A 12,825-nucleotide genomic window follows, 5' to 3' on the forward strand; every position below is an offset into this window, starting at 1 on the left:
TTATCAAATACTACTTTATTACTTTTGCGCATAATCAGGTGTGTTGATTAACTATTTTTATCGATCGTGAAACTCGGATTTCCGTTACGGGCTACTCGCTTTCCTAATGCTTCGGGAACTCCTTGGACACGATTGAATGTATCAGTTTGCGAATGGCAGAACGAACATAATCTTGTAAAGTAAATTCACTAATACCAATAGTTGCTGCCATCTCCTGTGAATTATCCTAACAATCAACAGTTTCGTTATTTTCTATAAATATTTGAATTTGACAACTATAAGATTCTGTATTAAAGAAATCGTTATATAACTCTACTTCAATGAAGCTTCTTACTGTTAACTTATTCTCTTTTACAAATTTAATTATTTTATTTCTACGCTCCTCTTCATTTTCTTTACTATAAGCTATCGTTAAGTACTTTCCTTTTGGTAATGTTTTTATATTTTGTTCAGCTTCTAAAGCAGCATCTCCTTGAAGTCTACTAAAAACATACATTGGTATTACATTCGACTCTGCATTAACGTTGTAGAGGATCCCTCTTTCAAGTGACATTTTTCCGCCTTTATCTTGTATGCTCTTCTCTAAGTCTGAATAATATAGTAACTCCTGTAAACTTCCTACTTCTTTACATGGTGCTACAACTACAGACCGTTGTTCAAAGAACTGAATAGATATGTCATCATTAATTAAAATATCTTTAGAAGTCTCTACCTTTATATTTAAACGATCAATGGTTTTGATGACTTCCTGCATTTTCTTTATTTGTTCTTCAGCTTCATATTTTTTTAATTGTAAAAATGCCAGTAATTCATCAGTATTACAGTTCTTAAAAATTTCTTGAAGTTCGACAATGCTTGTTTTTAATTCTCTACAGCTTTTTATTATATCTATATGAATAAATTGATCTATAGAATAATATCTATAGCCTGTTGTTTCATCAATATATTTTGGAATAAGAATCCCCATTCTATGATAATAGCGTAAAGCTTTTATTGTAATGTCCTTCATTTTCGAAACTTCCCCAATAGAAAATAAGTGTTGCACCATCATCACTTCCTTATATTTTTTCTTACTGAATCGTTGACTCTCCTCTTAGGGGAGACCTTATGATTATTATAGGGCATTTGCAAGAAATACTAAATAAATTTACTTATAGAACAGGGAGTTTTTAAATATGGAAAAAGTAATATACAGAAGTCTAGTTAAAGAAGATTACGAAGCGGTTAAAGAATTGATTGGTGAAGCATTTGGTTTCAATGAATTTATTAAGGATAAGAAATTTTTAGATTCAGTATTAAACATCTACTTACACGGTTGCATTTTAGAAAGCTCATTTAGCAAAGTAGCAGAAAAAGACAATAAGGTTATTGGTATTATTTTGGGCCATGCGAAAAAGGACAAAAACCGTTTAAAAAAAGCGCATAATATTTTCAGTTTTGCCTATTCCATAATAAAAGTCCTCTTAACTAATAAGGAAAATAAAAAATTTATGAAAGAGTATGGAAAGGTTCAAAAGGCATATAAAGAACTGATACAAAGAAGATGATTTTCAAGGTTGTATAGAATTATTTATTGTATCGGGGGAATCTAGAGGTCTTGGGGTTGGTAAGGCTCTAATGAATGATTTGTTTAATTATACGCAAAGTATGGATGTGAAATCTTTATATTTATATACAGATAATAGATGTAACTATGGATATTATGACAGTCAAAACTTCGATCGTATAGGTGAAAAAGAAATTCAATTTGATTCAACAAAGGAAAAACTTAACGTGTTTATATATGGTTATGATTTTTAATTAATAGCGATAAGGAGCTGGACAATTCGCTGCCAACACCTATAGAACCAAGCGCACACCGTATGACAGGTGTGCGCTTGTTTTTGCTTAAAATGAACAACAAACACATACGATACAAGATTATGAATTCCAATTTTTCACGGACAAGGATGAATAATTTGCATTGAGGACAATTAATAGGTTTTTAGTACAGATCATGAATAGCCGTTTATCCTTGATTTTTTAATCAAAATCAAGTTTTGTTAATAATTGACCGAAAAAGATATAGGAACAATTGCTACAAATGATTCATAAATTGCCCCCTAGAAATCGAACACCAAACCAACCTCCCACTGTCCGATAAAAACTTCAGGTAGAGAAAACGTTCATACATTGTTTTTCTTATTTGATACTGGTATAATTTTGGAAATTTCATATAAAAGAATAGTTACATCGGGGGGGCCAATTTGCTTAAAAGAAAAATCTGGTGCAAAATTTTATGCTCCATGTTTGTGTTAATGATCTTGATTTCAATTTCATTTAACAGAACAGGTGACGATGAGTATAAAATATATGAACCTAGCGAGAGGGTTTCTCTAGCGTTACCGAATTCCACACAATTACATTTGGAAGCCAATGGTTTACTACTGCAAAAAACAACAAGTTCGTATAAAACGTATATTCGTTCAATGGATCAAACAACGGTCTTTAATTTATTTGAAGATGGAGAAAACATGGGCTCCATCAAGGTTACTGTTCGAGAAATCGATAATGGGGATTTTTTCATTTTCACTCAATTACAAAACAAAAGCAGTAAAGGGTGTAGTGCTACAATCTCATACCCTATCAGCGGAAATGTACGGTATGATTTGATAGATTTCGAACGACAGGAAATTCAACATGAGCACGATAATGTATCTGGCGTAGATCCAACCACTTATCCTATTGGTCTGTTAAAAATAAAGGAACACGAACACGAAAACGAAAACCTAGTTACTAATATGATGATAAGCCGAAACTATGTATCGAAAGAACGGATTAAAAAGTATGAAAACGGAGACAAGAGTGTGGTCCGGGAATTGACGAGTGAAAATAAGTCCTTGGAATTAATTAAAGATTATAAAGGCCTTACTGTCACTCTTCCACTTCACGCAGTAGGAAATGATTTATCTGAAAACTGGATGCTAGTTTCACAAGAGCCTCTGTTTAAAAAAGAACAAGCTCTCGATGAATGGATTAGTCAAAGTACCAAACATTACAAAGAAACTAACAAATGGTATACAGACGAAGGGCCTTATACAAAACTCCCGTGGTCGATTGAACCTGAAACAAAGTTAGGATATGGGAGAAACCTAGTGAGGGTCCAAGATAGAAAAGCATTAAATTACTATGAAACTACACAGGAGCGATACTTCTACGATTTGCTATTAAATTCTGTTGCTAACTTATTTATTTTTCAAGGAGATAAAAAAGGGTTATGGGAAACGGAATATACGAGTACGTGGTTGAAAAAGGATTACGGAATCAATGCTCCTTATATCGATACTAGGCATAACGAAAAAATCGCGTTATTCCTAAAAGAAGCTGGGGACATGCTTGACATCAAAGAACTTAAAAACTCAACCATCATCTATGCGGATTTCTTGGTCAATCAGGCGGAAAATGGAAACAAAATTGAAGTTCCCAAAGGTGGTTACCTTGTGACCGATTATTATTCTCCTCTGCAGACAAAGAAGACACATGTATCCTTAAACCACGCTTTAGGAGAAATGAATTTCTTACTAGAAACCTATCAACAAACAAAAGAAGAATCCTATTTAGTCGTAGCCAGAAATATGAGACGGGGCGTTGAAAACATCGGAGAAAAATGGTTACGAGAGAATGGGGATGTGTGGTATCAAGTAAATGGTGATTTCACATTTGAAGGAACGGATTATCCTCTCTTGACCTTAGAAGATTTACTGAAGTCTCAACAATCATGGGAGGCAGTTGGAGAAAAACGAAGTGAAATATTTGATCGTCTCATTCGTTCGAAGGCACAATATCTTGTGGAAAGCAAACAGGAAATTCTTCGACCGGTAGCGAATTCTCTCATCAACCAAGGATTTGGAGATATCATTGAAGGATACAATAATATTCCTAAGTTCTAATAAACCTCATTATGTAAAGATGGCAAATAAAGGTTGTTCTTACTCTATAGATGAGCGTGAATGATCGTGGAGATTGTCTTTGGGTACTAGGATTAGCGCTAATCTCCAACAATATTTATAGTTTGCTTATCCCTCTAAGTTTATTCTTAGTATTTGTTTTTGATTATATTCCAAAGTCTGATGATTACTTATAAAACAAGTACGGAGAACAATTTACAATATATAAACAGGAAACTAAAAAACTAATTCCTTTCGTTTGGTAAATAGTAATAAATTATGAAAACGAAGTATTCAAGATCACCTATTGTAGGGTGATCTTTTTTAACTCATAAACCCCAAAAATGGCGTTAACCATCACCAGCAATGTAGGATCGCTAGCAACTCCTGTGAATGAGTGGCTAGAAACCTTATCAACCCATGTACAGCAGTATTCAGCTGCCGTTATTCATCTGGAGCTTTCGCAATATTTCTCGTTCACGGGTGATCCCACTCTCTATCTGAAAGACATTGAAAAATACGTTACTCACTGGCAGTCGCCGCATCCATCGCAGGAGAAGGTCTGGCAGGGAGTAGCCGATAACTCCTATATGCTGAATGGGGAACATTTAATATAGAGAGAACGTACGGTAATCCAACTAAAGCAAAATTCGGAAATTCAGCTAGCACAGTCTATTCCCCTAACATCTGGGAAGCTGCAGTCCAAATGGCGGAAGGAGCTCTACATATGGTTGCTGGCGATTCTGTCCGCAGCGATTTTTCTTACCGTCTATGTCAATACCTCCAGTGTTGGAGGTGCTCGGCTTCCTTATTCCTTCTATGTTTATCATTGTGTGGAATCTGATTATCGGTCCTAAAAAAACTCCCGTCATCGGATGGGAGCGGCCACTACCTTGAATAGGAACAGTACCCCCTCTAATGCTGTGCTAAGAATTGGGTATTTCGATGGGTATTCACCTATTAGGACGGATGGTAAGGAAATGGGCCTTTCGGAGTATAAAACATTACCGGATCTTATTCCCTGGCTGCAAATCGTGCAAGCGAAGGTGCTTTCATCTCAGGATGTTGAGCTCAAGATTTCTACTAAAATACCACCAGTCTCTACATTTCAACTTCAGTTGAAGCTGGATGAACAGATGGTAACTAAAGATACCGTATCAGCGATTAATGCCATTGTGTTGGCTCATAAAATGTCCGTGTAACTGCAATCACTTCTAGTTCAACCAGAAAGCCATTCTTACGGTAATTGCACAGCCGTGATAATATAAATTATTTTGAGTAAATATTCATTATAAAAAGTCAAACAAGGTTCACATAAATGATGTGAACTTTTTTGATGTTTTCTAGTTCTGCATAATATTTTGTCGTCACACCGTACCTTATATCAATTATCGTGCGCATGTGATACAAGAAACGAAATATTCTTCTACATTTTTAGCTAATTCGATGGTTTATATTGCTATATAGGTCTTTAGACAGTTGAGTCATTTCCAACTTTCCTATACTATGTAAAAGTAATTGAAAGTGATAATCATTATCAATTGCTTTCGGTAACACATTTGTGCCCGTTCACTTTTATCATCAGTCTTTCTATAAGGGAGACTAATTTTTTTTGCAGTGAGTGATAATCATTATCATTTTATAGGGAGAAGACTTTGTGAAAGGATGATTAATTACATGCAACAGATAGCTAAACAGATTGCAGAAAATGCAACGTTTCAGGCGTTTATGAATTGTTATATACGAGAGGTAAGTAGCGGACATTGGGTCAGAAAGGAGGAGTGGATAAAAGAACAGCGACTATCTATCCTGATTACAGAGGCACATATGTTAGAGATTAAGTTGCCGATCCAAAACACACGTTTTGCATTTGGCATGGAATACAAATCTCTTGTTGGAAGACATATATTTGGTGTCTCATTGAAGTATTGTACGAAACAAAAACAATGGCTTGTCGAAGATAAATTAACGATACTCATCATGCTCATTCAGGAATTACATTTTATGGCTAAGGCGGATGGATGTCTTGGAATTTCTTCCCATTTTGATGAACTCATTCTTCGCATAATAGAGAGCTATCAAACGATGGCAAATTATATTGAAAAGAGTTTGGAAGGTAAGAAACAAAATGGAGCTAACTGTACGTTTATTGAAGCTGAGCAGTCTCTCTTACTTGGACATTGGCTTCATCCGACACCGAAAAGCAGACAAGGGATGGCAGATTGGCAACAAACGAGTTTTGCTCCAGAGTTACAAGGCTCTTTCCAACTTCACTATTTTTGTGTAGACCGTAAAATTGTGAAAGAGTCTTCTGAGTTAGAAAAAAGTGCAAGTGAACTCATTACTCAGTCTTTAACAAAATCACAACCTGATTTTGTTATGTCAGAGAAGCATTGCCTCATTCCGATGCACCCGCTTCAAGCACAGTGGCTTTTACAGCAACAGTATGTAAAAGAAGCGATTGCTGAAGGGTTGATAAAATACGAAGGTGCGCTTGGGGCATTTTATACAGCAACCTCTTCAATTAGAACGGTATATAGCTCAAATGAAGAAATGATGTATAAGTTTTCAATTCCTGTAAAGATAACGAATTCATTGAGGGTAAATAGAACTCATGAACTAAAAGCTGGAATTGTTATGGCTCGGTTAATGAATAAGATTGATTTCTTACAGAACCATCCATCTTTCCGGATGATTGATGATCCAGCCTATATGACTGTAGAGTTCCCAAATCAGACGGAGTCAGGGTTTGAGGTTATTTTTCGCTCAAACGTATTTCCTAAAGGGCATGATGAAGGAATATGCATGATCGCTACTCTTGTGCAAGAGCCCTTGCCAAACGAAAAATCAAAACTGTGTCAGCTCATTATGAAAATCTCTCAATCAGAATTCCGCTCAATAGAGAGTGTAAGTTTAGACTGGTTTAAAGACTATTGGAAATGTGCTATTGAATCATTATTAAGATTATACGATGAGCATGGGGTAGCTCTCGAAGCACACCAGCAAAATAGTCTGTTAAACATTTCTTCTGGTTATCCAACTATTTATTTTTATCGTGATAACCAAGGTTATTACTTATCAAAAACATATAAAGAAGTACTTCTTTCAATAGAGCCTTCTTTACATGAAACAGAAGAGCTATTTTACGAAGATACCCTTATTCATGATAGATTTACATATTATTTGTTTATGAATCAACTGTTTCCCGTTATATCTCGATTCGGAGCAGATCAGCTAATCGATGAAAAAATTCTTTTGAAGTGGTCTATCGATCAACTGCACTTATTAGAAAAAGAATTTACAGGTTTCGGGAAGACATTTGTTCGTAACATTCTAAAACAAGAAGAGCTTGCGTTCAAAGCAAATTTATTAACAAGGTTTCATGATGTAGATGAACTAGAAGCCGAACTAGAACAAGCAGTATACACGAAAATTCCAAATCCGTTTGTTCTTCAACATAAGGAGGCAGAATATGCAGCAGCTACAGCCTTTAGCTTCTAAACAAGAAGAGCTACGTGTAAGGCGGCAGCTTGTAGAAGCAATGATTTTTGAAGGACTAATTAAATATGAAGAAACACGTCTAGATAAAGGGATTTCAATTTTTACTCTTGGTGGTCAGAAGTGCACATATCGTTGTGAAGGAAGAAAAATGGCATTTGATCGCATCCGAATACAGGGAGATAGTATTTTTTTAGTAGGAAAAGATGGAACGTTATTAGAAGCAACGCTTGAGGATCTAGTAGATGAATTACTTTCGACTCGTAATGACAAAGATCGGTTACTGAAAGAACTTCATTTGACGAGTAAGCTTTGTGAATGGAATGATCGACATCTCCCAATGCCGATGTCGAGAAGAATTTCGAGCTATGAAGAATTAGAATCAGAAATTACTGAAGGACATCCATATCACCCTTGTTTTAAATCCAGAACCGGTTTTACGATCGATGACCATAAAGACTATGGCCCTGAGGCAAAGCAATCTTTTACCCTTCAATGGGTTGCAGTGAGAAGAAGCTACGTACGAATTTCTGTTCTTGAAGAGGAAGAGAACTTTTGGAAAAGAGAGCTAGGGCATTTGCTGTGGGAAGACCTTCTTGCAACGCTTGCGGTATTCGATGGAACATTTGAAGAATATACGTTCTTACCGGTTCATCCTTGGCAATGGCATAACATGAAGCAAGAACTAGCTGGATTAATGGAGCAAAAAGATCTAATACCTCTAAATGTGAAAGGAGATTACTATAGGGCAACCCAATCAGTGCGAACATTATGGAATTTTTCAAATCCAAAAAAGGCGCAATTAAAATGCTCGATGAATATGGTGAATACTTCTTCATTACGAAAGTTACATTCTCATGCTGTTTGTGCAGCTCCTCATATTTCAGCATGGCTTAAACGGGTGATTCAATTAGACGACTATTTACATAATGAAGCGTCTCTTATTGTACTGGAAGAATATGCAGGGATTATTTTTGAACCGAATGTAAAAAAGCATAGCAGCAAACTAGAAGGTCAGCTTGGCTCCATATGGCGAGAAAGTGTGCGCTCGTATATGAAGGATGAAGAGGAAGCGGTACCGTTTACGGTACTAATGATGATGGAGGAAGATGGGCGTCCATTTATTGATGATTGGCTTTCCCGATATGGAACGAAGGAGTGGGTAAAATGCTTGATCGAAGTGAGTGTTATTCCTGTGTGGCACTTGCTTGTCGCTCACGGTATTGCTGTTGAGGCACATGCGCAAAATATGATTTTATTACATCAAAATGGCTGGCCAACTCGAGTTGTACTGAGGGATTTCCATGACAGTATTGAATATATGGAAGAATTCATTGCAGACAGAAGCCTCGTTCCAGACTTTGAAACGATACACGAATGTTTTAAAGATGCACCTGTCGATCATTATTATTGGATGTCTTCTGTAGAGGCTTTACGAGAGTTAGCTATGGATACACTATTCGTGTTTCATTTAAGTGAACTATCTTATTTGCTAGAAGAGCAGTATGGATTTGCAGAAACGCGTTTTTGGAGTCTAGTTAAGAACGGAATACAGAAGCACTTTGAACGTTTTCCATCATTATGCTCAAGAAATGAACAGCTTCAGCATACTAGCACACATATTTATGTTGAATCTTTGCTAACAAAGAAAGTTCAAAATCAAGAAGAAGGTAATTTTCGACATATTGTCAACAATACGTTGGCGCAAGCGGATGAAAAGGGGAAATGATGATGTTTTATGTCAATGATCAATTTTATACAGTAGAAGATATCGAGAAGCAATTTGAAATATATGAAAGCTTACCTCATCTAAGGGAGTGTAACAATCGCAGGCTAGCTATTTGTACGGATGATACTTTCCAATATATAGCTCTTTGTTTATACATTCGCGAAAAAGGTGGATCAGTTGTCCCAATCCATCCTGCGACGCCAAAAGAGGGATCTGTACGGCTTGCTTCTTCAGCAGGTAGTCATCTTTTGTTGTTCCAATCAATTGATTCTTTCATTGAACTATTCAATCATTCCAATAACCAAGAAGGAGTATTAGTTCAAATGAGCTCAGGTACAACAGGAGCTCCGAAATGTATAGAACGAACGTGGAGCTCAGTAGAAGAAGAGATTGAAAGCTATGTGAAGACGTTACCTGTTGATTCCTTGACAAATTCTGTTGTCGCTTGTCCGGTTACTCATTCTTATGGATTCATTTGTGGTGTCCTTGCTTGCATAAGAAGAGGAGCAAAGCCAGTTATTATTACGAACAGTAATCCTAAATATATTTTGAAAAAGCTAAAAGAATATCCTAAACACATACTCTATGGGGCTCCAGCATTACTTTATACACTAAGTCGATTATTACCTAAAGAACAACATTTTGATCGTGTGATGACGTCAGGAACTGTGATGCCACATAGCTGGTTGACATCGTTAAGAGAGAAATCTAACCAAGTATTACAGCAGTATGGATGCTCTGAATCAGGGTGTGTTGCAATTCACCCTAATGTGGAAGATCCGAAAGAAATGGGTTATCCCCTTCCTCATGTAAAGGTAACAGCTGGTAACAAACAAACACCGAGCGAAATTATCATTGAATCGTCTACACAAACGATTTATACGAAAGATCTTGGTTATATAGAAGATAATGTTCTTTCTTTTCTTGCAAGAATAGATGACACGATTAATGTAGCGGGCTTGAATGTGTATCCGCAAGAAGTTGAAACCGTGTTAATGGATGAGCCAAGAATAGTCGAAGTAGTCGTATATAAGAAACAAGACCACTTATCAGGAGAGCGAGTATGCGCACAATATGTGTCTAGTGAACCGGTCGATAATATGGAACTTAGAGAATGGTGCCGGAAATTTCTCGCGCCACACCAAATTCCGATGGAGTTTGTGTTTGTTCATGAAATTGAAAAGCTGCCTAACGGAAAAGTAAGTAGAAAAAAACTTGGAGGCATACCAGTATGACGCGTCAACAATTGATCAAGAGCATCTATGATATTATGGAAAATTCATTAGAGTTGCAGACATTGTCCTCTTTTAATGAAGATGCCCGATTAAATGAGGATTTGTATATGGATTCAATTATGGTCCTTCAACTGATTCTTCATATAGAGTTGGACCTTGGCATTTCCATTCCCGATGAGGTTCTCGTTCCAAAAGATTTCAAAACAGTAGGAACACTAGCAAGCTTTTTAGAAAAACAGCAAAAGGTAGAATAATCGGAGGCTAAAAATGATAAAAGTTCATTGTTTTGTAAGCTGTGTTTGTGAGGTTATTAAGAAAACGAAAGGCGTCGATCATAGGCCCTACTATTTTGGCGTATGGGACGCAGACTTTGATGTGCTTGATAACGGAGTGCTAGCATACCACTCTGATCAAATTGATCATCATTTCTTTCAAACATGGTATGAAATGCTCTATGGAATCAAGCTTTACAAATGGTATGACGAAAAGCAATCAAAACAAGAAAATATAAACAAACTGCTAGGATTATTAGAGAATAAATCTCCACATCAATATGTGATGGTGATGCTGGATTTATCGATGCTTCCAGAGCGAGAGAATAAATTTCATCAACGTCCATTCCCTCATTATGTGATGCTAGAATCGACAGAAAATGAAGAAGAATGGTTTATGTATGACCCTGATTTTCGCTGGGAAGGGATTTTACCGAAGGAGAGAATTTTAGCTGCAATTCAAGAGCCAACTGTCGAAGGAGGTTATTACTTTGATGCAAAGACGATTATTCCTCCAACTACAGAGACGGTTGAAGCCTATTTTAATACATGTATAAAGCTTCATTGTAATCCGTTGACAGATGCAATTACCGAAATTATTAAAGAGTATATCGAAGGAAAAGAAAAAGAAAGGATGAAAAAACTTCCGACTGCATTAAAACAATTGCCGGTTATAGCGATTAGAAAGTATGCATATGAGCATGCGTTTGCATTTTTTTGGGAAGCGCTTGGCCGCGAAGAGGAAGGCTTTGACACATGGTGTGATGAAATTGAGCGTCTAGTGAATGGCTATACAACGATTCAGTATCGAGCGATGAAGCTTGCGCTAACGGAAAATTTGTTATTAGCGGAAGATATTTTTGTGAAGTTAGAAGAACAAAATCTCCTTGAGTTCAAGATTAAGCAAGGATTACAAGAATGCTTTCAAGCATGGTTAACATTACAGCACAAGAAAGAGGTTATAGTATGAAACTATCTATCTGTACAATCTCGTTTCGGCACCATCTCCACTCGATTGACCAATTAGCCCAATTTGCAAAAACGCAAGGTTTTCAAGGAATCGAGCTCTGGGGTGTTCATGCAAAGAACTTGGCAGATGAACTTCATTATGGAGCAGATTGGCTAAGCTCCTACGGTTTGGAAACAAGCATGCTTAGTGATTATTTGCCATTAGAAGCACCAGTTTCTGTGATGATGGCTGAAACAGAGAGGTTATCTTCACTTGCAAGGCGTTGGGGAACAAATAAGATTCGTACATTTGTAGGAAAGAAGGGCAGCTCAGACACGAGTACAAAAGAAAGGGAAGAACTTATTTTTAGACTTAGAATGCTCTGTGATTATCTTGAGTCAAAAGGACAATATTTGCTTGTTGAAACTCATCCGAACACATTGACAGATAATCTTCCTTCAACAATGCAGTTACTCGAAGAAATGAATCACTCAAGCCTACGAGTGAATTTTGACGTTTTACATATATGGGAATCAGGGATGGACCCTATTGTCGCCATGAAGCAACTTCGTCCATATATCTCTCATTTTCACTTTAAAAATATTGCCTCACGTGCACAACTTGGTGTTTTTGCTCCAAACAATGTTTATGCTGCAGCAGGGTCTAGAGAAGGGATGGTTCCATTGTTTGAAGGTGCAGTTGATTATGGTGAATTCCTAGCAGAAGTAGATTCAAACATGGAGGTAGATGCGTCATTGGAATGGTTTGGAGCCAATGTGAAGAGTGTATTAGCAAAAGATGTTCAGGAGGTTAAGAAGGCAGTGCAGTTGGTGCAAATATAATATGAAGGGAGATAAAAAACTAGTATGTAAACCAGCGAACATAGTTGAGATTTCTAAAAACTAAGTACAAGAAATTTTCAACCAAGTAGAGGCAGGTACATTAACGATATAGGAAGCAATAAAACAACTTAATGAAGCTCTTGGAATTAAGTGTTAAAAATTTAGTGAGTAGTTCAGTAAGCAAACAAAGAGAAGGTATAAGCTATTTAACTAGCACGAATAGGTACACTCGGGAGCAATAAGCCAATTTGATGGAGATCAGAATAAGAAGTAAAAAAACAAACTTAAATAAAATACCACGCGTGTTGATTATCTAGTTTCTTCCAATAAAAATTAAATAAAAAGAGAGATTCTCATGTAAAATGTTAGTTACG

10 protein-coding genes and 1 pseudogene are annotated in these 12,825 nt (G+C 36.6%); 9 read left to right on the top strand and 2 right to left on the bottom strand.

Annotation, left to right across the window (positions count from 1 at the left end; all coding sequences use genetic code 11):
* Nucleotides 1–103 precede the first annotated feature (103 nt).
* Nucleotides 104–211 carry a hypothetical protein gene (locus AB9L17_RS09950; RefSeq protein WP_083227102.1) on the bottom strand — a complete coding sequence of 36 codons (108 nt, stop codon included), beginning with the start codon at nt 209–211 and terminating at the stop codon, nt 104–106.
* A gap of 15 nt (nt 212–226) precedes the next feature.
* Nucleotides 227–1,045, bottom strand: coding sequence for a MerR family transcriptional regulator (locus AB9L17_RS09955; protein ID WP_375200508.1), 819 nt, complete (start codon nt 1,043–1,045; stop codon nt 227–229).
* 130 nt (nt 1,046–1,175) lie between these two features.
* Between AB9L17_RS09955 and AB9L17_RS09960 the strand changes: the two are divergent.
* The 9 genes and pseudogenes from AB9L17_RS09960 (at nt 1,176) to AB9L17_RS10000 (ending at nt 12,451) form a co-directional block, all read left to right on the top strand.
* A pseudogene (locus AB9L17_RS09960) lies at nt 1,176–1,800 on the top strand (GNAT family N-acetyltransferase).
* A gap of 446 nt (nt 1,801–2,246) precedes the next feature.
* Nucleotides 2,247–3,929: an S-layer homology domain-containing protein gene (locus AB9L17_RS09965; RefSeq protein ID WP_375200509.1), complete on the top strand. Its 1,683-nt coding sequence runs from the start codon at nt 2,247–2,249 to the stop codon at nt 3,927–3,929.
* An 890-nt stretch (nt 3,930–4,819) separates the two neighbouring features.
* Nucleotides 4,820–5,128, top strand: a complete 309-nt coding sequence (locus AB9L17_RS09970) for a hypothetical protein (protein ID WP_375200510.1) — start codon at nt 4,820–4,822, stop codon at nt 5,126–5,128.
* 475 nt (nt 5,129–5,603) lie between these two features.
* Nucleotides 5,604–7,427 carry an IucA/IucC family protein gene (locus AB9L17_RS09975; protein ID WP_375200511.1) on the top strand — a complete coding sequence of 608 codons (1,824 nt, stop codon included), beginning with the start codon at nt 5,604–5,606 and terminating at the stop codon, nt 7,425–7,427.
* Entirely contained in the window at nt 7,399–9,153 is a 1,755-nt protein-coding gene (locus AB9L17_RS09980; protein WP_068986285.1) for an IucA/IucC family protein, read from the top strand. Before AB9L17_RS09975 ends, AB9L17_RS09980 begins: the two co-directional genes overlap by 29 nt.
* 2 nt (nt 9,154–9,155) lie before the next feature.
* The gene (locus AB9L17_RS09985) at nt 9,156–10,388 is read left to right on the top strand and encodes an AMP-binding protein (protein ID WP_068986286.1); all 1,233 of its coding nucleotides are present in this window, start codon (nt 9,156–9,158) and stop codon (nt 10,386–10,388) included.
* Nucleotides 10,385–10,642 carry a petrobactin biosynthesis protein AsbD gene (gene asbD / locus AB9L17_RS09990; protein ID WP_049666019.1) on the top strand — a complete coding sequence of 86 codons (258 nt, stop codon included), beginning with the start codon at nt 10,385–10,387 and terminating at the stop codon, nt 10,640–10,642. Before AB9L17_RS09985 ends, asbD begins: the two co-directional genes overlap by 4 nt.
* Before the next feature lie 13 nt (nt 10,643–10,655).
* Entirely contained in the window at nt 10,656–11,630 is a 975-nt protein-coding gene (locus tag AB9L17_RS09995; protein WP_375200512.1) for a DUF6005 family protein, read from the top strand.
* Entirely contained in the window at nt 11,627–12,451 is an 825-nt protein-coding gene (locus AB9L17_RS10000) for a sugar phosphate isomerase/epimerase family protein (RefSeq protein ID WP_375200513.1), read from the top strand. The genes AB9L17_RS09995 and AB9L17_RS10000 overlap by 4 nt, the downstream gene beginning before the upstream one ends.
* Nucleotides 12,452–12,825: the final 374 nt, after the last annotated feature.

This window comes from Lysinibacillus sp. RS11 (genome assembly GCF_042019215.1).
GTDB classification, from domain to species: domain Bacteria; phylum Bacillota; class Bacilli; order Bacillales_A; family Planococcaceae; genus Lysinibacillus; species Lysinibacillus xylanilyticus_A.